Raw genomic sequence first — 21606 nt, 5'->3', positions numbered from 1 at the left:
AGGAGTCCCTCAATCATGCTCTTTGGAGAAGTGCAATCCAGGAGCCGCATCCCAGGCGCGAATGTCACCCAGCGGAAAATCGCCACTCAGGCCATAGACCGCGCGCTTAAATCGGCCAAGTCTCGTGCTCTGTGGAAACGCGGGCGCATTTCCAGATGGATTTCCCGATTGCTCGAGAAACATTTTCTTAAACTCGCCTTGTGTAATGCCCCATTTGGTGACGAAGGTGCGGGCTCCTTTATTCTTTCGAACACGCCCGGTGCTGCGGCAGGAGAAATGGTAAACCCGACTCTTGCCCAGAACCTTGAATGTGCGACATCCCGCCACCCAGAATTTCATCAATAAATCGTCATCGGAACTCATGCCCGGGCTAAACTCAAGACTGTATCCTCCGACCATATGCCACCAACGCTTGCTGACCAGGGTCGGTTGTGAACCATGCCCCAATAAATCGGGGCGGTCCATATTCATGTAATCCTTCAGAAGTCGATCCTCGTCGAAATTGTCCGGCGAGGTGCCAAAATCCCCCACGATCACAACCGGATTCTTGGTGTCCGTTGGTTCAATGAGCGTCGACGACAGAAAAATCAAATCCGTGTCGGATGCATCAATGGCATTGGCAAATGCCGTATCCCAGCCTGGACAGCAGATCATGTCATCGTTCATATAAACGAGCCATGGTTGTGTGGCCATACCCGCGAGGCCATTCACGGTCAGGCAGATGCCCGCATTATGCGTGGAGTGGGTATGCCGGAGACCTTCACTCTTGACCCACTCCAATGTCCCGTCGCCTCCGTCATTGACGTGCACCAGGATCTCGTGCGGGAATGCCGAGTTCTTTCGTATGCTGGCCACACATAATTGAAGAAACTCCAGATTGTTCCAAGTCGGAATGAGGATGCTAAACATATTGATGTTCACTACGAATTATTTTCATTGTGAGTTGACGCGAGCAAAATCGCCGTCGTGAGCGCATAAAAAGCAGCCGTCATGGTTAAGTCAAAGGTCTCGACACTTAACCCATACACGAAAAAGACGCCAATCAAGACCATTCCCATCTGGGCGCTTCGGATCCGGAAGGCAGAGCCCCTGAATGGGCGCCGAGCGAACATCAGGGCGGGCAGCGCATACACGCTGACAATGGCAGCCAACCCCAAAATGCCGAGTTGACAGAGCCTTGACAGCATTTCACTATGCACCTCTCCTTCCCCGAGCGCGGCTGCAAGTGGAGTGAGCACGCCGGCCTTTTGCATCGCCGGCATGAGCGCCTTGAAACCACCCATCCCAACGCCCAGCCATGGGTGCTGCTCGAAAATCAAGAGTGCCGCCCGCCACAGTTGAAAGCGGATCCCGAGTGAGGTGTTGTCCTGGCCGCCTTGATACGCAGCGAGGTTTGCCTCAATCATGTCGATCCGGTGGTGCACCTCCGGAAGCAACAGGTAGCTGGCGATGGCCAGCACGCATGCAGCGGCGGCGTACCAGGCCAGCCTGGATGGCGGCAGGCTTTTTCTCTGAAACCAAAGCCATAGCGCCACAAACAGGGGTATGGCCGCCCAGCCGCCACGCGCCCCGGTTTTCATGGACGCATACAGGCCGGCCAAAAGGGCGCAAATTTTCAATGCCCGCATCCAATGTGTGTCACGGGTGCCCCAGTCGATGCTAAAGGCTGCCAGCATGCCAAGGGTCAAGGCCAGATCGCCAAAGTGGATCGGATTGAGAAAACTGGTGCCCAAACGCCCATTGCCCCAGTCCCTCGCTATGTACGTGATGGCAAAAGCCGCGACAAGGGCGCCGGCGATCAAGCCGTATTGGAGTGGGCGCAGGTATTTGGGAGCGACGCGGCGAAGCGCAAAGAAGACCGGAACGGAGAACAGGAAGCGTGATGCCGCGTCGTAATAGGGCCACCCCCAACGCTGATTCGCAACCTGACTGAGAAAAATCGAAACCGGCAATGCAAGCATGGCCAAGCTGAATGCCCAGCCCCAAGTCGCTGGGAGTGAGGCGCGCCGCGCATCGGCGGCGACCTCTCTGCCACTGCCGTGGCGCCACCCCGAAGCCAAGATCCCAAGGCTCAGCACCAAGAGAAGCGCAAAGGCTGTATTGACCGCGCCGGGCACAACCAGCATAAGGGTTGGATAAGCCATTAAAAGAGCCGCGATGGTCCACCCAAGCCAACGCGCCGTGACGGCCTCGCTCAGCGGGCTCCCGTTAGGGGCTAGGATGCGCGCGGTGGGCCCACCCGTTGCGCCGCGAGGCGCACGGATGGGCGAATGGGCTTCAGCGTTTTCGGTCTCAGTCAATTGACAACTTCCCCAAATCAGTCGAACACAGCGGGATCGCGCCAGCTTTTGTGGCAACTTTTCCTGGCCAACCCCCGCAATCGCGCGGCTGCGCTGCTCATCGTGCTTTTCGCGGCCATTGTGGCCGCCACCGAACCCGTGCTGCCAGCGCTGATGAAGCACGTGCTGGATGTTGGATTCACGCCCAAGCGCGACTTCCCGCTATGGGCGGTCCCTGCCGTCCTGCTTGGGCTGTTCACGGCACGCGGGCTGGCGTGGCTGGGGTCGCAGTTTCTCACACAATGGCTCACGCAAAACGTGTTGGCGCGGGTGCGCTCGCTGGTCTATAGCCAGATTGTGCATGCGCAGCTCGCTGCGCTGCAGCGCGAAAGCGCCAGCAGCCTCATCGGTGCCGCCGTGTACGAGGCGCAACTGGCTTTGGGGATGATCTTCCCCGGGCTGCTCACCCTGGTACGCGACAGTTTCACACTGGTGGCCTTGTTTGGCTACCTGCTGTGGCTGAACTGGAGTCTCACGCTGCTGACCCTGGCCATTCTGATGCCCCTGCTGTTCACCATGCGGCTCATCAGTCGGCGCGCGAAGCGGCTGAATGCGCAGATGCAAAAGGCTGCGGAGGAGACCGCCTATGCGCTGGAAGAAGGGATGCTCGCCGCGCCGGTGATTCGCGTGCACAACGCGCAGAGCGGGTTTGCCGCCCGATTCGATGCCATCAATCAGTATCTGCGCCGCACCACGGTGAAGACGCTGGTGTCCGGATCGTCCACCACGCCGGTTTCGCAGTGGCTTTCAGCCTTGGCCGTGTCGGTGGTGATGGTCTACGCCCTGCACCAGAGCGATCTTTCCGGCCATCACAGCGTGGGCGGTTTCGTGTCGTTCATCACCGCCATGCTGATGACGCTGTCGCCTCTGCGCCGCGTGTCGGACATCGTGCAGCCGATGATGCGTGCGCTCAGTTCCCTGGAGCGCTTGCGCGGCATCGTGGATACGCCTGCAGAGCTCGATACCGGGACCTTCGAGACGGGGCGCGTGCGTGGTGACCTGGTCTTCGACAACGTGACGGTTCGCATTGGCGCGCTCGATCGCCCGGTGCTCGACGGCGTGAGCCTGCACGTGCGTGCGGGCGAGAGCCTGGCTCTGGTGGGTCCCTCGGGAGCCGGCAAGACGACGTTGATGCGTCTGGTGCCGCGCCTTCTCGAGCCCACGTCCGGTCGCCTGTTACTTGACGGGATACCTCTGCGTGACTGGCGTCTGCACAGCCTGCGTCAGCAGATCGCCTACGTTGGACAGGACGTGATGCTGCTCAACGACAGCGTTGCCGCCAACGTGAGCTTCGGGGAGCCGGTCGACGAAGCACGTGCCTGGGCGGCGCTGGAGGCCGCCGCCCTGTCCGATTTCGTGCGCGGCCTGCCGGGAGGGATGAACGCCGAGGTTGGCCACAATGGCTCGAAACTCTCCGGTGGGCAGCGCCAGCGCCTGTCGATTGCTCGCGCGCTGTATCGTGATGCACCGCTCCTGATCCTCGACGAGGCCACCAGTGCGCTCGATGCCGAGAGCGAGCGGCTGGTGCAGCAGGCGGTCGATCGGCTGATGCAGGGCCGCACGACCATTGTGATCGCGCACCGTCTGGCGACCATCGCCCACTGTGATCGCATTGCGGTGCTCGATCAGGGGCGCCTGGTGGAACTGGGCTCGCAGTCGGAGTTGCTGGCGCAGGGCGGCTTGTACGCGCAACTGCACCGCATGCAATTCGCCGGCCAGCAAGCGCGTGAGTGGGCTGGCGGGAACTGAGCGCCCGGTTCAGGCCTCTGCGCGCTGCAAAATTTCGCGCGGACGATCCATCCACCGCCCGCACTGCTGCCTGACAACTTCCGGCAAATGCTTTTCCCGCGCGAACGTCTCGCGGATCCACTGCGCGTCGTTGCCACGCGCGCTCACATCGGCCAGGAGTTCGCGCAAGGCCGTGTCGGACTTGAGCACTACCGCGTGATCTTCGAGCTTGACCAGCGTGCGCACCAGATCTTCGCGCAGGGTGCGGTGCTCACGCGTGGCCGGGTCGACAAACGTGCCATCGAAGCCGAAGCGGCAGGCCTGGAAACGGTTGAACGTGTAAACGAGGTAATCATCATCCTGCGGCGTGTAGGGGCGCTCGATCTGGATGAAACGGCCCAGCGTCTGGATATAGGCCGCAATGCGCGCCGCCTTGGAGATCGTCAGCGGCGTATCCATCACCCGGACCTCGATCGTGCCGTACTCGGGCTTGGGGCGGATGTCCCAGTAGAAATCCTTCATGCTTTTGACCACGCCGGTGGCGGTCATTTTTTCGAAGTAGCGCTCGAAGTCGTCCCAGGTCAGCACGAAAGGCGCACGACCCGACAGCGGAAAGGCAAATACCGAGTTCAGGCGGGCCGAGTGAAACCCCGTGTCCTCACCCTGCACGTAGGGCGAGGATGCTGACAGCGCAATGAAGTGGGGAATGAAGCGCGACATGCAGTGCAGCGTGTAGAGCGCGTCGTCCGCGCTCGGGCAGCCCAGGTGCACGTGCTGGCCGAATACGGTGAACTGTTTGCTCAGATACCCATAAAGCTCCGAGAGCTGCAAAAAGCGCGGCTTGTCAAAGATGCGTTGCTGCGCCCAGTGCTGGAAGGGGTGCGTGCCGCCACCAGCCAGTCCCACGTCAAGCCGGCTGGCCGCTTCCACGAGGGCGCCTTGAATCTCCCCCAGTTGGGCCAGCGCATCCTCATAGCCCGTGCAGATGCCGGTGGAGAGTTCGATCATGCTTTCGGTCATCTCCGGGGTCACCAGCCCAGGAAGCTTGCGGCCCTCAAGCAAGCGCAGCAGGTCGGGTGCGCAGGGCATGAGGTCGTAATTGTGGCGGCTGACGATCTGCAGCTCCAGCTCAATCCCGATGGACAGAGCGTCCGACTGCGAAAACGGTCCCAGACTCATCGCGTCCTCCTCAGGGTGCCTTGCGTACGGCGGCAATATCGCCCGAGCGGCCCAGCGCCCAGCGTGCCAGCAGCGTGCCCCCCAGCTCCAGGACGACAATGGCCGCAAAGGCCGAGGCGATCAGGGCATGCGGAAAATCCGGCACGGCCTGCGCCAGGTTCAACAGCAGCACGAAGCTCACGCCGGCTGCGGGGTTCAGCGTCAATCCCAGCGCGGTGGATTGCCTCCAGCTCAAGCCTGATGGGCGGCCGAGCAGGACGGGCACCCCGAGCTTGGCGAGCGCGCGCACGGCAGCCAGCAGCAAACCCGCGATCATGCCGCTGGCCAGCGCTGCCCAGTTCAGGCTCAGGCCCAGGATCAGAAACAGCAGCACAACCAGAACTCCCCCTGCGGTGCCGAAGTGCCGGGGCCACACGCGTGGGCGCTGACTGCGCGCGCGCAGCAGCAGACCGGCCAGCACGGGCGTGAGCAGGGTGGACCATTGCATCATGCGCGTGATGGACAGCACCAGCAGGATCAGCCCTACCAACAGCAGCGCGGCGCCTTCGTCGGCGAAATCGAAATGGCGCTCCACCCAGTGCACGGCCCAGGCCAGAACGCCGGCTGCCAGCACCGCACCACCGATTGCATAGGCCTGTTGCAGCAATGCGTTCCACCAATGGGCGCTGGCTTGCGCGCCCAGCCAGCCGGTGAGCACGCCCACGGCGAGGATGGACAGGATGGTGCCCAGGGCCGAAACGAGAAGCAGGCGTTCGGTGACCTGGCCCTTGGCGTTGAACTCGCCACTCAGGCGCAGCGCCACGGCGGGCGCCGTGCAGGCGAGGGCTGCAGCCGTGGCCAGGCCATGCAGCCCACCAAGACCGAGCAGACCCAGCACAGCCCACATCGCCGCGAGTGCCAGCGTCCATTCGCCCAAGCTGATGAACATCAACCACCGATTGGTGAGGAGCCAGCGCAGATTCACGCGGTGCCCGATCTCGAACAGCAGCACGGCCAGAGCGGCGTCCACGATCGCACGAGCGCCGGGCTGCAAGGCCATGGCCTGCAGGCCACCCCCGCCTGCAGCAATGACCAGTCCAGCCGCCGTGTAGCCGATGAGCCGTGGCCAGCGCAGGAAGCGGAACACCGATTCGCCCATGAGCGTGGCCAGCACCAACGCGAGGCCCACCCACAGAACGCCGTCGGCATGCAGGGAAATCGCGGGCAGGGCGTGAAAGTCGGGCATCGGTTCTTGGGGCCTGCTGGTGGTGTCAGAACGGTGGCCAGGTGCTTCCTGGCTACCACGTCGCGGCGGGCACTGCCCGCGCAGGACGCGAGAAAACTTCGGGCGCCACGCGTGCTCGGCACGTGCCAGCTCGAGGCGTGTGGGTCGGGCACGACCGCGCAGTGAAGCTCAAACGATTATAGGCAGGCGAGTATCGGTGCAGGAGCAGCCCTTGCATTCATGAAAGTCGATGAAAATCAACGCTCTAGAACGAAGTTGGAATTCGCGCCAAGAGCGCACGGGTGTTTGTCAAGGGCTTCAGCCAACCCCTGGCTTCCTACAATGCAGGCATGTCTTACGTCCACCTGCGCACCCATACCGAGTTCTCCATCGTCGACGGCAGCCTGCGGGTCGAGGCGGCCGTTGCGACAGCCCGGGCGGATGGCCAGGGGGCGCTCGCGATCACCGATCTGAACAACCTCTTTGCTGCGGTGCGCTTCTACACCGAGGCACGAGAGGCCGGCGTCAAGCCGATCATCGGCTGCGACGTGCGGGTGGCGCCTGACGACACCGCGCGCCTGGCAGGCGCAACCGGACTGCTGCTGCTGGCGACGAACCGCCAGGGCTACCTCAACCTGTGCACCTTGCTGAGTCGGGCGTGGCTCGAAGGTCAGCGCAACGGCCAGGCGGAAATTCAGTGGGCGTGGCTGGAGCAGGAGGGGTTGGGCGAGGGGCTGATCGCGCTGTGCGGTGCGCGCGGCGGCGCCATCGGGCAGGCGCTTTTGGCAGGGGATCAGGCGCGTGCGCGGAGCCTGGCGCAGCGCCATGCCGCGGTGTTTCCCAGCCGTTTTTATCTCGAATTGCAGCGCAGCGGCCATGCCGAATGTGCACGCCATGTTGTTGCGACGGTGCGACTCGCTGCCGAACTCGGCCTTCCGGTGGTGGCTACGCACCCCGTGCAATTTCTGGAGGCCGCGGACTTCGAGGCGCACGAGGCGCGTGTGTGTATCGCCGAGGGTGAGACCTTGGGCAACCCGCGCCGCCAGCGGCATTTCACGCCTGACCAATATTTCAAGACCCAGGCCGAAATGCACGACTTGTTCGCCGATATCCCATCGGCGCTCGCCAATACGGTGCAAATTGCCAAGCGCTGCAACCTGACTCTCACGCTGGGCAAGCCGCAGCTGCCCGATTTCCCCACGCCGCAGGGCATGGCCATGGCGGAGTTTTTCCGCGCGCAGTCCTATGAGGGCCTGGAGCGGCGCCTGCAACAACTCTATCCGGATGCCGCCCGGCGCGAAGCCCAGCGCGCGCGCTACGTTGAGCGACTGGAGTTCGAGCTCGGCACGATTGCCAAGATGGGCTTCGAGGGCTACTTTCTCATCGTGGCCGACTTCATCAACTGGGCCAAGGACAACGGCTGTCCCGTGGGCCCGGGGCGTGGTTCGGGCGCCGGCTCACTGGTCGCATACAGCCTGCGCATCACCGATCTCGATCCGCTGGCGTACAACCTTCTTTTCGAGCGATTCCTGAACCCGGAACGGGTGTCCATGCCCGACTTCGACATTGACTTCTGTCAGGAGAACCGCGATCGGGTGATCGATTACGTCAAGCACAAGTACGGGGTCGATGCCGTCTCGCAGATCGCCACGTTCGGCACGCTGGCCGCACGCGCGGCCCTGCGTGATGTTGGTCGGGTGCAGGAGCTGGGCTACACCTTCTGCGACCAGCTCGCCAAGCTCATTCCCAACAAGCCCGGGCAGCACATCACCATTGCCCAGGCCATCGATGTGGAGCCCCAACTGAAGGAGCGCATGGAGCAGGAGGAGGAAGTGCGCCACCTGCTGACCCTGGCTCAGCAGCTCGAAGGCCTGCCCCGCAACGTGGGCATGCACGCGGGCGGCGTGCTCATCGCGCCGGGCAAGCTCACCGATTTCTGCCCGCTTTACGCACAACCCGGGAGCACGGACGCGGTCTCGCAGTTCGACAAGGACGACGTGGAGGCCATCGGCCTGGTGAAGTTTGACTTTCTGGGCCTGGCCACGCTCACCATCCTGGAGCTCGCCGCCCAGCATATCCGCCGCAACCACCCGGATCGTGCGCAGTTCACGCTGGACGACATCCCGCTGGACGACCCGGCCACGTACAAACTCATGGCGCGCGGCGACACGGTGGCCGTCTTCCAGCTCGAATCGCGAGGCATGCAGGGCATGTTGCGCGAGGCCAGGCCCGACCGCTTCGAGGACATCATTGCCCTTGTGGCTTTGTACCGTCCCGGCCCGATGGATCTGATCCCCAGCTTTTGCCAGCGCAAGGCGGGCAACGAGCCCATTGTCTACCCGGACCCGCGCATGGCCTCCGTGCTGCAGGAGACGTACGGCATCATGGTCTACCAGGAGCAGGTCATGCAGGTGGCACAGGTCATCGGCGGCTACTCCCTCGGCGGCGCCGACCTGCTGCGGCGCGCGATGGGCAAGAAAAAGCCCGAGGAGATGGCCAAGCATCGCGGCATCTTCGCTGAAGGGGCGGGAAAAAACGGCATTGCCGCCGACAAGGCGAACGAGATCTTCGACTTGATGGAGAAATTCGCCGGCTATGGTTTCAACAAATCGCACGCAGCCGCCTACGCCCTGCTGGCGGTGCAAACGGCTTGGCTCAAGGCGCACTTCCCAGCGGAATTCATGGCCGCCAACATGAGCGTTGCGCTGGACGACACCGACAAGCTGAAGGTGCTGGTGGACGATGCCCGTGTTATGGGCTTGAAGCTCCTGCCCCCGGATGTGAACCTTGGCTCCTGGCGCTTTGACCCCGTGGATGCGCACACCATCCGCTATGCGCTGGGAGCGATCAAGGGGACGGGGCGGGCGGCCATCGAAGCGGTCGTGGACGCACGTGGCGACGCGCCGTTTGCGTCGTTGATGGACTTTGCTGCGCGCGTGGACCGCACCCGGATCAACCGCCGCGTGCTTGAGGCGCTGATTCGCTCGGGCGCCTTTGACTCCCTCGACCCCAATCGCGCCACGCTCATGGGCGCCGTGGGCATGGCCCTGGAGCATGCCGCCCAACGCGCCGAGCATGCAAGCCAGGCGGGCTTGTTCGACAGTTTGTTCAACGAGTCGGGTGGGGCGGTTGCGAGCAGTCCCGAGCCTGAGCCGCATCCGCCCTGGGATTTGCGCAAGCGCCTGTCCGAGGAAAAGCTCGCCATCGGCTTCGTGCTCAGCGGCCACTTGTTCGACGCCCATGCCACCGAGGTGCGCCGTTTTGCGCCGCGTTCGCTGGCTGAACTGGCCGATGCGCGCGAGCCGCAGATCGTCGCCGGGATTGTCGCCGCGGTGCGCGTGGTGCAGGGCCAGCGCGGACGGGTGGCCATCGTCACCCTCGAGGACCGCTCCGGCATGCTGGAAACCGTGGTGAACGAGCGCCTGCTCGACACCGTGCGCACCCTGCTACGCGACGACGAACTGCTGGTGATGCAGGGGCGGGCGCAGAACGACCGCTTCAGCGGTGGCCTGCGCTTCAACGTCGACGCCGTCTGGACCCTGGAGCAGGCCCGCGCGCGCCTTGGGCGACGCATCCGCATGCGCATCAACGGTTTGGCCGATGCCGCGCCGCTGATTGATCTGACGCGCGCGCATGCCGCGGGCGACGACGGTGGCCTGCCCCTGGACATCGAGGTCGAACGCGGTGGCGCCGAAGCCCTGCTGCGGCTCGATCGCGTGCGTCTGCGCCCGGGCGACGATGTGCTCGCGGCGCTCGCCAGCCTGGCGCTGGACGCAAGCGTGCATGTGGTCTACGACAGCGCCGACGGCGCAGCAGCCATGCGCATGCAGCACTAGAGCCGACCGCGCGCGGTGTGCGGTTCTGTTGAACGCCGGCGGGCGAGGCCGGGCTGCGCGGTCTTCGACCAGCTGCGACATCCGCAGTGGGGCGCTGCGCCAAACGCGTCGCCCTTAGCCTTCGTCGCGTGGCCCAGCCTTGATTTCCATGGGCGTGTACCACCGCCCATTGCTGTCGGCGGGGAAGCGGCCCACGCGCTGGATGGCGCGCAGCACGGCTTGGTCCCAACTCGGCACGCCGCTTGAGCGTTTGATGCTCGTGCCCAGGACCTCGCCCGAGTTGGGATCCAGCGTGACGGTGATGATCACCTTGGGGTCGCCCTGGATCTGGTCGATCTGCGGGAAGATGACGTTCTGTCGCACCAGCGTCGCCAGCCGCGCCGCGTATTTGCCGGACGGCCCCGAACTGACGGCGGCCGTGCCGGTACTGGTGGAGGGCCCCGTGCCGGCCTGGGACATGAGGTTTTTCATGTAATCCGAACGCGCCTGCTGCTGCAGCTTGGCAAGCTGCTGTTCTGCCTTGCGCTGTTTCTCCGCCTTGAGTTCCTGCTGTTTTTGCAGCTCGGCTTGCTTGCGTTGCTCGGCAATCTTCTCCTGCTCCAGCCGCTGCTTTTCTTCGCGCGCCTGTTCGCGCTGCTGCTCCCGCGCGAGTTTTTCAGCCGCAAGTTTGGCGGTCAATCGCTTTTCCGCTTGCTGCTGGGCGAGCAAGGCCGCTTGGCGCTGTTCTTCCTGCTGCTTGAGCCGGCGTGCTTTTTCCAGCGCAATCTCGGCGTTGTCCGGGGCCGGTGGCGTCTTGGCCACCGGGGGCGCTGGCGGTGGTGGTGCGGGTTGCGGCTTGACCTCGGGCGGCACCGGCTGCGGCGTGACCTTCGGCGGGCGCGGGGCGGCCAGATGCGCCGTGGGAGCCCACAACTCGGCCTCGACCGCCTCGGGCGGATGGCTTTTCCAGTGCACGCCAAGGGCGATGACCAGGATCAGCATCACATGCATGAGCGCGGCGAACAGCAGCGCGCGGCCAATGCCCTTTTCCGGTGGCGGGCGCAGTTTGTCGGCTGGCGGGTTGTAGGTGTTCATCGCAAAATCGAACGAACGGCCGGCTTTATGGTTGACCCGTGGCCTGCACGGCCAGACCGACGCGCTGCACGCCGCCGAGCTTGAGGCGATTGAGCACCTTGATCACGTCGTTGTACTTGACGTCCTTGTCGGCGGCAATCAACACCGGCATGGCCGCCAGCGTTGACCCGCTTTGCTGGGCGAGTTGGGCCACGGTGGCTTGCAGGTCAGCCATCGTCACCGTCTGGGGTTGAAGGCCGCTCTGCCCAGCCTTGGCATTGGGGTCGCGCAGCCGCACGCTCAGGGTCTGGTCGGCCTTGATGTCCACCTCCACCACCGTATCTGGCGCGCGCGTGGCCTGCCCCACACTGGGCAGTTTCACTGCGCTGGGAGTGATGAGCGGCGCGGTGACCATGAAAATGATCAGCAGGACCAGCATCACGTCGATGTAGGGGACGACGTTGATCTCGGCAAGCGCGCGGCGCCGGTGGCCGCCCGAGCGTTGTTGGATCGCGGCCATTCAATGCCCCCCGGAGTCGGCCATCATTGGCCGTGTCAGGGGGCCCGAAGGCTGGGCCGCAGCGCCCTGGGGGTGGGGTGCCACCTGACGCTGAAGGATGTTCGAGAACTCTTCCGTGAACGACTCAAAGCGGATCGCCAGGCGGTCGATGTCGCGGGCAAAGAAGTTGTAGGCGATCACGGCTGGAATGGCGGCAAACAGGCCGATGGCCGTGGCCACCAATGCCTCGGCAATGCCGGGCGCGACGGTGGCCAGGGTGACCTGCTGCAGGTTGGACAAGCCCACGAAGGCATGCATGATGCCCCACACCGTCCCGAACAGACCGACGTAAGGCGACACGGACGCGACGGAGGCGAGGAAGGAGAGGTTGGCCTCGATCACGTCCATCTCGCGCTGGAAGGCGGCGCGCATGGCCCGGCGCGATCCGTCGACCAGGGTGGAGGTGTCGAGTCGCCGCTCGCGCAGCTTGAGGAACTCGCGCATGCCGGAGGCAAAAATGCGCTGCAGGGGGCTGCCCTGGCGCGCGCTGTTGATCGCTGCCTGGTAAAGGTCGTTGAGACTGGTGCCCGACCAGAACTCCTGCTCGAAGTCATCGGTCTTCAGGCGTGCGCTCTTGATGGCGAAATATTTTCGGAAGATCACCGTCCAGCTCGCCAGCGACACGGCCATCAACAGTGCCAGAACGAACTGGACCACGGTGCTGGCGCCAAGTACGAGGGAAATGATGGAAAAGTTTTGGTCCATGCAATGTCCAGGCAGAAGGTGATGCAAGGCAACGGGTGCCATGCAGGCAAGGCCGGCAGGCGTTGCAGGACCCCCATGGGGGTCCATGCCATGCCCTGAAGGTCGCTATTTTGCACTGCCGCAAGGCGCGGATGCACAACGGCTCGATGCACCCAGCCGTGCGCACTACTGCACGGCCCTCAGCACCGCGCCCGGTAGCCGCACGGGTTTGAAGCTGCCGGTTCGCACGCAAGCCACGCGCACCTGCACGCTGGCGACCAGGGTGGGCGGGATGGCCGTGGTCCCTGAGCCCTGCGGGCCATGCTCGTGGGCGCATCGGCGTACCTCCTGCAAGAGCTCCAGGCTGGCGCCTCCCGCATGCACCACGGCAACGCTCACCGTGAGCTGGTCGTCCAGTCGGGCGGGCGCCGCATAGCGCACCTGCGCGCTACTGACCACGAACAGCACGCCATCGCGCTCAGCCATGGCCTGCTGATCGAAGCCCAGGCCGCGCAACCATTCCGTGCGGGCACGCTCGCAGAATTTCAGGTAATTGGCGTAATACACCACGCCGCCGGCGTCGGTGTCTTCCCAGTACACGCGCACCGGCCATGTGAACGGCGCCGCTGGGGTCAAGGAGTCATGTGCAGCCATGGGCCGAGTCTAACGCCCGCCGGCACGACGTGGCATGTGCCGAAACGCGCGTGTGCGGCTATGCTGATCGATTCCGAACCTCACCAACTCCGCATCATGTTCACAGGACTCGTCACGGCCGTAGGCCGCATCGCGCACGTGCAAGAGCTGCACGCAGGAAGCAACGCCGGCTTGCGCGTGGTCGTGCAGGCCCCGCCCGAGTGGTTGCAAGGGGTGGCCCTGGGTGACAGCATCTGCATCAGCGGCGCTTGCATGACCGTGGTGGAACTCAGCCCGCCGAGCTTCGCCTTCGATGTATCGAGCGAAAGCCTGGCGCGCACGACCGGCATCGACGTTGCGGGTGCAGGGGTGAACCTGGAGCAGTCGTTGACCCTGGCCACCAAGCTGGGGGGCCATCTGGTCACCGGACATGTCGATGGGATTGGCCGGGTGGAGGAGTTTGAGCCCGTCGGCGAATCCTGGCATCTGGCCGTGCACGTACCAGCCGAACTGGCGAAGTTTTTTGCGTACAAGGGGTCGATCGCGATCAATGGCGTGAGCTTGACCGTCAACCGCGTCGTCGATGAGGCGGACGGCAGCGCTGTCGTGCACATCAACCTCATTCCCCATACGCTGGAACACACCAATCTGCACACGTTGCAGGCGGGGCGTGCGGTGAATCTGGAGGTGGATCTGATTGCGCGCTACGTGCAGCGCATGCTGGGTGAACCGCCCGGTCGTGAGGCCCAATGCCTCTGATTGGCTGTCGCTGGTTTGCATCGCTGGCGCCTGTGGAACAGTTCGGACTTTCGTTGCGATCATGGCAGGCGGTGCCGGTGCGCCAGGCAGACCGGCACCGCGCGGCTAGGGCAGGCCTTCGCCATCGCCGCGGACGGGCGGGTGCCCTCAAGCGCTGTTGTGCGTTCGCAGCCCTTATTCGTTCGGGCGCCCGGAGCACGATGTGGACAGCGTGCCTGCTGGCGCTCGGCGCGGCGTCGTGCGTGGCGATGGCGGCGCCGGTGCCGAGCGCAAGCGCAGCATCGTCGCCGCCGCAAGCCCTCCGGGCGCGGCCGGCGGCTGCAGCATCGGCCGCGGCGGCCGTGCAACCCCGCTATGTGGTGCAGATCGAGGCACCACAGGACGTGCAAGGGATGCTGGCACAGTACCTGGACATCGAGCGCTGGCGGTCCTTTCCGGACATGAGCCCCGAACAGCTGCGCGGGCTGGTGGACAAGGTGCCGAGCCAGGCGGGCGATCTGCTTGCGGCGCAGGGCTACTTCTCGGCGCACATTGCGGTCCACCTGGACGATACGCAGCCTGTGCCCGTGGTTGCCATTGCGGTGCAGCCGGGCGAGCCCACACGCGTGCAAAGCGTGGATCTGCAAGTCCAGGGTCCGGATGGCCATCCCGATGCCGCGCTGGCCGCCGCCTTGCGCAAGAACTGGCGCTTGGCGCCCGGGCAGGTGTTCCGAAGCGCCGCGTGGGAGACCGCCAAGAGCAACGCGTTGCTGGAGTTGTTGACCAAGCGCTATCCGGCTGCGCGGATCGCCCGCAGCGAGGCGCTGGTGGACCCCGAGACGCGCGCGGCGAGCCTCACGCTGGAACTCGACACCGGGCCGGGCTACACATTCGGCCCGATCCATGTCGAAGGTCTGCAGCGCTACCCGGCGTCCATCGTGCAGCGCCTGTCGCCGCTGCAGCCCGGCGAGCCGTACGCCCAGGACAAGCTCCTGGAGTGGCAGGCGCGGCTGCAAAGCAGCAGCTACTTTCGCACGGCCCTCGTGGCCGCGCCCCTGGCCGATGCGCAGGGGACCAGCTTGCCCGTGCTCGTCCAGGTCGCCGAGCAAAAGACGCAACGGCTTGGCGCGGGGCTGGGCTACAGCAGCAACACGGGCGCGCGGACCCAGCTCGACTATGAAAATCTCAATATCGGCGGGCGCGCGTGGCGTTTGACAAGCGCCATCAAACTCGAGACCGTTCAACAGTCGCTTTCCGCCGGGCTGGCCTTTCCGCGCACCGAAAACGGCTCGCGCTACAGCGTGGGTGCCGATGTGCAGCACAGCAATATCCAGGGCCTGACAACGCGCAGTCAAGTCCTCTCCGCACAGCGCCAGCGCGTGGACGGCCCGATCGAGACGGTGCAGTCCCTGCAATTCATCAACGAGCGCCAGGACGTGGCCGGCAGTGGCAGCACCAGCACGATGGCTCTGGTTCCCGGTTTTTCCTGGACCCGCCGCGATCTGGACAACCCGATTGATCCCCGCAACGGCACGCTGATCAACGCGCAGATCGGCGGGGCAAGCAAGGCTGTGCTGTCGGACCAGAACTTCATCCGACTGCTGCTGCGCGGCGTCGACCTCATCGCCTTGGGTGCCCGCAACCAGCTCATCGTGCGCGGCGTCGTGGGCAGCGTCATCAGTCCTTCAGCCGAGGGCATTCCGCAGCAGGAGCTGTTCCGTGCCGGCGGCATTGGTTCGGTGCGCGGCTATGCCTACCAGAGCCTGGGGGTTGTGCAGGGCAATGCGGTCGTCGGCGGGCGCGCGCTGCTCACCGCCAGCGTGGAGGCGGTGCATTGGCTGACCCCCAAGTGGGGCGCCGCGGTCTTTTACGACCGCGGGGGGGCCGCGGACAGTTTTGGCGCGCTGAAGACCGTGGCCGGATACGGCGTGGGGGCGCGCTGGCGCAGCCCGGCGGGCCTGATCAGCGTGGATTTGGCCTACGGCCAGGCCACACAGGCCGTGCGGCTGCAGTTCAACGCCGGGGTGAATTTCTGAGATGCAAGACACACCGGCTTCCTCCCCCCCGGGCGGGCCACAGCCAAGCGCTAGCCCCGCAGCTGTGCCCCGGGCTGGCGCTTGGCGCTGGGTTTGGCGTGGGTTTCTGGCGTTGTTGCTGCTTGCCGCGGTTTTGACGGGCCTGATGGCGTGGCTGACCAGCGGCGCGGGGTTGCGCTGGTTGAGCGAGCAGCCGCTGCAGTTCGGCGCCACACATGTTGAATTGGAGGACGTGAGGGGCAGCTTGTGGGGGGACTTGCGCATTGCGCGGCTGCAGGTTCAAAGCCCGAAGGCCGATGTGGATGCGCGCGAGCTGCACCTGCGATGGAGCCCCCTGGCCCTGCTGCGAGGCTCCAGGCGTGTGGAGATTCAGCAATTGTCCTTCGCGCGGCTGGATGTCACGCTGCCACCCGGAGCGTCGCCCGGCCCGCCGGTCTTGCCGCAAAGCCTGACCCTGCCTGTGGCGCTGCGCGTGGCGCAACTGGACATTGGGCGCTTGCGCGTCGGCGCGCCGGGAGCGCTGCAGGATTTCGGCGCACTGCGCGCCAGCCTTGATGCCGACGGGGGCACAGCGCGCGTGCAGCTTCATGCAACAACGCCCTGGGGCCAGGCGCAGGCTGGCATCACGCTGGGCCTGCGGAGTCCATTCAGCGTGGGCGGCGCGCTGCAGGCCACGCTGCGCTTGCACAAGGACACATTGAGTCTTGCGGCCCAGCCCTCGGGAAGCCTGCAGGCGCTGCGGTTGCAAGGCACCGCCAGCGCCCTGCACACGCAAGCCCGTTTCGACGCACATCTCGCGCCATTCTCGGCGTTGCCCCTGCGCTCAGCGCGTGTGCGCGCCACCGGTGTGGACCCGGCGCGCTTCGCCGCGGGGTTGCCTGCGGCTGCAATTGATGCGCAACTCGACCTCCAGCCGTCCAGCGCGCAAGACGTGCGTGGAACCCTGCGCTTGCAAAACGCGCGCCCAGGGCCAGTGAACGCCGGCCTTGTGCCCCTTCGCAGCGTGCAGGCCGCGCTGCGCCTGCAGCGGGGAAGCCTGCGCGTTGACCAGCTGCGCGCTGTGCTTGCAGGCAACGGGGAGTTGACCGGTCGCGCAAGCTGGCAAGAGGAGCCGTTGCCCAGCAACCCCGCTGCCCGAGGCCAGGGTCAGCCGGGTGGGGCGTTCATGGTCGATTTGCAGGCCAGCCAGGTGAACCTGCGCGCGCTCGACGCAAGGCTGCTTCCCACACGGCTGAGCGGTCCCCTGCAGGCGCGTGGAACGCTCCAAAGCCAGGAGCTGCAGTTTCGCCTTGCCCAACCGGGCTGGCTGGCCGAGTTGCGCGCCAAGCATGCGGGCCAACGCATCACGATCACCCGCATGCATCTTCAGGCCCAAGGCGGCCGGCTGGACGCAACCGGTGTGCTGTCCACCAGCGCCCCACAGCGCTTTGACCTGACCGGCACGCTCGACCACTTCGACCCCAGCCGTTTTGGCGCGTACCCCGTGGCCGACCTGAACCTGCACGCGCATGTGCAGGGCGACGCTCGCGCGCGCAGCGCGCAGGTGGCCGTGCAGGTGTACCCGAGCCATTGGCGCGGCTACGTGTTTTCGGGGCAGGCGCGCGGCATGGCTTCGCCTGCCGGGGTGCGTGGGTTGCAGGCAGCGGTGCTGCTGGGGCGCAATCGTCTGGATGCACAGGGCGACTTCGGTCGCGCCGGTGACACCCTGCGCTGGCGCCTGGACGCGCCCGAGCTTGCGCAGATTGGCCCCGGGTTTGATGGGCAGGTGCAAGGCAGTGGAACGCTGTCGGGCACGCTTGCCCAGCCCTCGGGGCGCTTCGACCTTCACGGCAGCGGCCTTGTCGTGCCAGGTGCGATGCGGGTCGACGCGCTCGAAGCCCGCGGCAGCCTGAGCGCCGGATTGCAAGGCCCGATGCGTCTGCAGATCGACGGACGTGGCATCCGGGCGGGGACGCTGGCCTTGCAGCAGGTCCAGGTTCAAGCCGGCGGTCGACTGGATGCCCAGCGCATCACCCTGCGTTTGCGCAGCGCTGACCTGGATCTGAGCGCGCAGCTTGACGGCGGCTACACGCCCGCTCAGGGTTGGCGCGGCAGCATTGAGCAACTCACCAACACGGGCCGCTACGCCATGCATCTGCTTGCGCCAGCGCAGCTCGTGCTGGCCCCGGGCGCTGTGGACGTGCATCATGCGCGGTTGCAAAGCGAAGGGGGTCTGCTCAATCTGCGGCAGGCCGCGTGGAAAGCGGGCGCACTGGTCACCAGCGGCGCGGCCAGCGGAGTCGACCCTGCATACTGGCTGCACCTGGCTGGTGCGGACATGCAGGGCGTGCGCTCGACCTTGCGGCTCGACGCCGACTGGGCGATCACCCTGGGGCAAACCGTATCAGGCCACGTGGACATCGTGCGCACAACGGGGGACGTGACTCTGCCGACCGATTCGCGCCTGAGCCTTGGACTGTCAGCCTTGGACCTGCACGTGCTGGCCAGGGACGACGCCGTGTCCGTCAGCGCCGATGCGGTGGGTCGTCTGCTTGGCACTGTGCACGGCACGGTGCAAAGCCGCATCGCCCGCCGTGGTGCGGCCTGGGGGCTGGAGGGGATGGCGCCCCTGGCCGGGAGCCTGAGCGCGGACCTGCCCAGTCTTGCCTGGGCTGGGGCCATGCTCGGCCCGACTGCAAGAGTGGGCGGTAGCCTGTTGCTGGACATGCGCGCGGGCGGCACGGTGGGCGACCCGCAGCTCTCGGGGCAACTGACCGGCAAGGGCCTGGCGCTGGCGTTGCCCGAGCAGGGCCTGGATCTGCACGGTGGCGTGCTCGACGCGAGCTTTTCGGGGGATCGGCTGCAACTCACGCGCTTCAGCGCGCAAGGGGGGCAAGGCGAGCTGACCGCCAGTGGCAGCGCGCAGCTCGCGGGCGGCAAGCCCACGGCTGCATTTGCGTTCACCGCCCACGCTTTGCACATCCTCGATCGACCTGATCGCCAAGCGGTGGTCAGCGGCAATGGCACGCTGACGCTTCGCGGGCGCAGCGCGCATCTCGATGGCAAGCTCGCCGTGGACAGTGCCACCATCGAGCTGCCGCGTGGCAGTGCACCGAAGCTTGCCAGCGATGTGGTGATCAAGGGGCGCACGCAATCCGCAGCGGCCAAACCGCGTGGCCTTGGCTATGCCGTGACCGCTGTGGTGCAGGTGGACCTGGGTCGCAAGGTGCATGTCAGTGGGTACGGGCTGGACGCCGATCTCGGGGGCCAGCTTGCCCTGCGCGCGGCAAGCGGTGAGCCCCTTGCGGCATCAGGCAGCATCGAGGTGCGCAAGGGCACCTATAGCGCATACGGCCAGACGCTTGCGCTGGTCAAGGGAGGCGCCGTGAATTTCTCCGGCCCCATCGACAATCCGGGACTCAATTTCGCCGCGCAGCGCTCGGGGTTGCCGGTGGTTGTGGGTGTGCAGGTCACGGGGACGTTGCGCGCGCCGCAGGTCGCGCTGACGTCCACGCCGGCGATGCCCGACAGCGAAATCCTGTCCTGGCTGGTCCTGGGCCAGGACCTCAGCACCGCCAGCCCGAACAACCTGGCGCTCTTGCAGACCGCAGCGGGTGCGCTCCTGGCCTCGGGGCAGGGTGCGCCGGTGACGAGCCGCGTGGCCAGCGCTCTGGGCTTGAGCCAACTCTCGCTCGCCGGCCAGGGCGGGCTGCAAAACAGCATCGTCACGCTGGGCAAGCGCATCACCTCCAAGCTGTCGATTGGCGTGGAACAGGGGCTGGGCACGACCGGAAGCCTGTTCAACATCCGGTATGACTTCACGCATCGCCTGTCGTTGCGGCTGCAATCCGGTGCGGATAGCGCGGTGGACGTCTTCTACACGTTTCGCTTCGATTAGGCTTCGTCCCTGCGATGACGCGCGCCCCGTCGGGCTTCTACAATGCCGGTTTGTTTCCAGCGCACCACTTGCCAGGGTGCGGCACGCGCATGCCCTTATCCCCCATCCCCGAAATCGTCGCTGAAATGCAGGCTGGCCGCATGGTCATCCTCGTGGACGAAGAAGACCGCGAAAACGAGGGGGACCTCGTACTCGCCGCGCAGCATGTCACGCCTGAGGCCATCAATTTCATGGCCACGCACGCGCGCGGGCTGATCTGCCTGACCCTGACCCGCACGCGCTGCGAGCAGATCGGGCTCAGGCCCATGGTTCAGCACAACGGATCCTCCCACGGGACGGCCTTCACCGTGTCGATCGAGGCAGCCAGCGGCGTGACCACGGGGATTTCCGCCGCGGACCGCGCACACACCACGCGTGTGGCCGTGGCACCGAACGCCAAACCCGCTGACATCGTGCAGCCCGGCCACGTGTTTCCGCTGATGGCCGAGGAGGGTGGGGTGCTCATGCGCGCGGGCCACACCGAGGCGGGCTGCGACCTCGCCGGACTGGCGGGGCTGGAGCCGGCTGCAGTGATCTGCGAAATCATGAACGACGACGGCACCATGGCCCGCCTGCCCGACCTGGAGCGTTTCGCCGCCCATCACGGACTGAAGATCGGCGCCATTGCCGACCTCATTGAATACCGCAGCCGTACCGAAAGTCTGATTGAGCGCATGGATGCCCGGCCGATGCAAACGGCCTTTGGCACGCTGCAGGCCACGCTCTACCGCGATCGCGCTGGCAGCGGCGTGCATCTGGCGCTCGTGCATGGCGAACCGCAGAGCGCGCGCGAGCCGGTTGTGGTACGGGTGCACGAGCCGCTGTCGGCACTGGACCTTCTTGATGCCCAAGCCACCACCCATTCGTGGAACCTGCAGCAGGCGCTCGCACGCATTGCGCAGGCCGAAGCGGGTGTGGCCGTGCTGCTCAACGCAGGCGAGAGCGCAGCAGCGTTTGCGCGGCATTTCGTGGCGCTGCACAGGCCGGCGGCCCCACGTGGAGCGGCTGCGGCGCTGCGCACCTACGGTGTGGGTGCCCAGATCCTGCGCGATCTGGGCGTGCGCCGCATGCGTCTTCTCGCGGCGCCCCGCAAAATGCCGAGCATGACCGGTTTTGGACTGGAAGTGGAGGGTTTCGAGCCGCCCCCCGCTGCTGCCGGCACGGGCCACTGAACGGTTGACCCGGCGCCCCCTTCGACTTCGATTCCGTTTCTCCCCAAACCCATGCAACACGCCCAACAACGCGACAACCCAGCCTTGCTCATCGGTGCCAAACTCAGCGTTGGCATTGTGCAGGCACGCTTCAATGCGGATCTGACGGACCGCATGGCCGAAGGTTGTGTGGCGGAGCTTCATGCCCTGGGTGTTAAGCCGGACGCGATTCGACACATCACGGTGCCAGGCGCACTGGAGATTCCGCTGGCGTTGGCGGCGCTTGCCGAGAACGACGACTTTGATGCGCTCATCGCGCTGGGCTGCGTGATCCGCGGCGACACCTACCACTTCGAGCTCGTCTGCAACACGTCCGCTGCGGGTGTGCAGCAGGTGGCGCTCGAATTTGGCCTGCCCGTGGCCAACGGCATCATCACGGTCGACACGGAAGCGCAGGCCCATGCGCGCATCGACAAGGGCCGCGAGTGTGCGCGGGTGGCGGTGGAAATGGCCAATCTTCTGGTGGAGATCGGCGACTGACGCGCCGGGT

General features: G+C 65.5%; 15 protein-coding genes. 7 read left to right on the top strand and 8 right to left on the bottom strand.

Features of this window, described 5'->3' with window-relative positions; all coding sequences use genetic code 11:
* Positions 1-9 precede the first annotated feature (9 nt).
* Both CD04_RS0109530 and CD04_RS0109525 read right to left on the bottom strand, forming a co-directional pair.
* Positions 10-921 carry a glycosyltransferase family 2 protein gene (locus tag CD04_RS0109530; RefSeq protein ID WP_231480517.1) on the bottom strand — a complete coding sequence of 304 codons (912 nt, stop codon included), beginning with the start codon at positions 919-921 and terminating at the stop codon, positions 10-12.
* Entirely contained in the window at positions 921-2144 is a 1224-nt protein-coding gene (locus CD04_RS0109525) for an O-antigen ligase (protein ID WP_081857878.1), read from the bottom strand. Before CD04_RS0109525 ends, CD04_RS0109530 begins: the two co-directional genes overlap by 1 nt.
* Before the next feature lie 156 nt (positions 2145-2300).
* Here CD04_RS0109525 and CD04_RS0109520 point away from each other — a divergent pair, with 156 nt between their 5' ends.
* Positions 2301-4088 carry an ATP-binding cassette domain-containing protein gene (locus CD04_RS0109520; RefSeq protein ID WP_231480516.1) on the top strand — a complete coding sequence of 596 codons (1788 nt, stop codon included), beginning with the start codon at positions 2301-2303 and terminating at the stop codon, positions 4086-4088.
* Positions 4089-4097: 9 nt separating this feature from the next.
* Here CD04_RS0109520 and CD04_RS0109515 read toward each other — a convergent pair whose 3' ends face one another.
* Positions 4098-5246, bottom strand: a complete 1149-nt coding sequence (locus CD04_RS0109515) for a YbdK family carboxylate-amine ligase (RefSeq protein ID WP_031406230.1) — start codon at positions 5244-5246, stop codon at positions 4098-4100.
* 10 nt (positions 5247-5256) lie between these two features.
* The gene (locus CD04_RS0109510; RefSeq protein WP_031406228.1) at positions 5257-6471 is read right to left on the bottom strand and encodes a cation:proton antiporter; all 1215 of its coding nucleotides are present in this window, start codon (positions 6469-6471) and stop codon (positions 5257-5259) included.
* Between the two features lie 329 nt (positions 6472-6800).
* Here CD04_RS0109510 and dnaE point away from each other — a divergent pair, with 329 nt between their 5' ends.
* The gene (gene dnaE, locus CD04_RS0109505) at positions 6801-10286 is read left to right on the top strand and encodes a DNA polymerase III subunit alpha (protein ID WP_051849257.1); all 3486 of its coding nucleotides are present in this window, start codon (positions 6801-6803) and stop codon (positions 10284-10286) included.
* A 114-nt stretch (positions 10287-10400) separates the two neighbouring features.
* On the opposite strand, the gene CD04_RS0109500 is transcribed toward dnaE, so the two are convergent.
* The 4 genes from CD04_RS0109500 to ybgC all read right to left on the bottom strand — a co-directional run bounded on the left by CD04_RS0109500 (position 10401) and on the right by ybgC (position 13236).
* Complete coding sequence (locus CD04_RS0109500) at positions 10401-11360, bottom strand: cell envelope integrity protein TolA (protein WP_031406225.1); 960 nt, start codon at positions 11358-11360, stop codon at positions 10401-10403.
* 25 nt (positions 11361-11385) lie between these two features.
* The gene (locus tag CD04_RS0109495; protein ID WP_031406224.1) at positions 11386-11859 is read right to left on the bottom strand and encodes a biopolymer transporter ExbD; all 474 of its coding nucleotides are present in this window, start codon (positions 11857-11859) and stop codon (positions 11386-11388) included.
* On the bottom strand, positions 11860-12603 hold the full coding sequence (gene tolQ, locus CD04_RS0109490) for a protein TolQ (protein ID WP_038168197.1): 744 nt from the start codon (positions 12601-12603) through the stop codon (positions 11860-11862).
* Positions 12604-12768: 165 nt separating this feature from the next.
* Positions 12769-13236: a tol-pal system-associated acyl-CoA thioesterase gene (gene ybgC / locus CD04_RS0109485; RefSeq protein ID WP_031406220.1), complete on the bottom strand. Its 468-nt coding sequence runs from the start codon at positions 13234-13236 to the stop codon at positions 12769-12771.
* Positions 13237-13332: 96 nt separating this feature from the next.
* On the opposite strand from ybgC, the gene CD04_RS0109480 reads away from it, so the two are divergent.
* The 5 genes from CD04_RS0109480 to ribH all read left to right on the top strand — a co-directional run bounded on the left by CD04_RS0109480 (position 13333) and on the right by ribH (position 21596).
* On the top strand, positions 13333-13974 hold the full coding sequence (locus CD04_RS0109480; RefSeq protein WP_031406218.1) for a riboflavin synthase: 642 nt from the start codon (positions 13333-13335) through the stop codon (positions 13972-13974).
* Between the two features lie 200 nt (positions 13975-14174).
* On the top strand, positions 14175-15989 hold the full coding sequence (locus CD04_RS0109475) for an autotransporter assembly complex family protein (RefSeq protein ID WP_038168196.1): 1815 nt from the start codon (positions 14175-14177) through the stop codon (positions 15987-15989).
* 145 nt (positions 15990-16134) lie between these two features.
* Positions 16135-19866, top strand: coding sequence for a translocation/assembly module TamB domain-containing protein (locus CD04_RS0109470; protein WP_197033067.1), 3732 nt, complete (start codon positions 16135-16137; stop codon positions 19864-19866).
* An 89-nt stretch (positions 19867-19955) separates the two neighbouring features.
* Entirely contained in the window at positions 19956-21077 is a 1122-nt protein-coding gene (gene ribBA / locus CD04_RS0109465) for a bifunctional 3,4-dihydroxy-2-butanone-4-phosphate synthase/GTP cyclohydrolase II (RefSeq protein ID WP_031406213.1), read from the top strand.
* Positions 21078-21128: 51 nt separating this feature from the next.
* A complete protein-coding gene (gene ribH, locus CD04_RS0109460; protein WP_031406212.1) occupies positions 21129-21596 on the top strand; it encodes a 6,7-dimethyl-8-ribityllumazine synthase in 468 nt (155 codons plus the stop codon).
* The last annotated feature ends 10 nt before the right edge of the window (positions 21597-21606 follow it).

The organism is Thiomonas sp. FB-Cd, assembly GCF_000733775.1.
Taxonomy (GTDB): Bacteria; Pseudomonadota; Gammaproteobacteria; order Burkholderiales; family Burkholderiaceae_C; genus Thiomonas_A.
Note: the sequence above shows the minus strand (reverse complement) of the source record. Positions and strands in the feature narration are given on the sequence as shown.

Excerpts from the sequence above, each read along its gene's own strand:
- CD04_RS0109480 (WP_031406218.1), top strand. The coding sequence starts at position 13,333 with ATGTTCACAGGACTCGTCACGGCCGTAGGCCGCATCGCGCACGTGCAA.
- CD04_RS0109500 (WP_031406225.1), bottom strand. The coding sequence starts at position 11,360 with ATGAACACCTACAACCCGCCAGCCGACAAACTGCGCCCGCCACCGGAA.
- CD04_RS0109510 (WP_031406228.1), bottom strand. The coding sequence starts at position 6,471 with ATGCCCGACTTTCACGCCCTGCCCGCGATTTCCCTGCATGCCGACGGC.
- tolQ (WP_038168197.1), bottom strand. The coding sequence starts at position 12,603 with ATGGACCAAAACTTTTCCATCATTTCCCTCGTACTTGGCGCCAGCACC.
- ribH (WP_031406212.1), top strand. The coding sequence starts at position 21,129 with ATGCAACACGCCCAACAACGCGACAACCCAGCCTTGCTCATCGGTGCC.
- CD04_RS0109475 (WP_038168196.1), top strand. The coding sequence starts at position 14,175 with ATGTGGACAGCGTGCCTGCTGGCGCTCGGCGCGGCGTCGTGCGTGGCG.
- CD04_RS0109515 (WP_031406230.1), bottom strand. The coding sequence starts at position 5,246 with ATGAGTCTGGGACCGTTTTCGCAGTCGGACGCTCTGTCCATCGGGATT.
- dnaE (WP_051849257.1), top strand. The coding sequence starts at position 6,801 with ATGTCTTACGTCCACCTGCGCACCCATACCGAGTTCTCCATCGTCGAC.
- CD04_RS0109470 (WP_197033067.1), top strand. The coding sequence starts at position 16,135 with ATGGCGTGGCTGACCAGCGGCGCGGGGTTGCGCTGGTTGAGCGAGCAG.
- CD04_RS0109525 (WP_081857878.1), bottom strand. The coding sequence starts at position 2,144 with ATGGCTTATCCAACCCTTATGCTGGTTGTGCCCGGCGCGGTCAATACA.
- ybgC (WP_031406220.1), bottom strand. The coding sequence starts at position 13,236 with ATGGCTGCACATGACTCCTTGACCCCAGCGGCGCCGTTCACATGGCCG.
- ribBA (WP_031406213.1), top strand. The coding sequence starts at position 19,956 with ATGCCCTTATCCCCCATCCCCGAAATCGTCGCTGAAATGCAGGCTGGC.
- CD04_RS0109495 (WP_031406224.1), bottom strand. The coding sequence starts at position 11,859 with ATGGCCGCGATCCAACAACGCTCGGGCGGCCACCGGCGCCGCGCGCTT.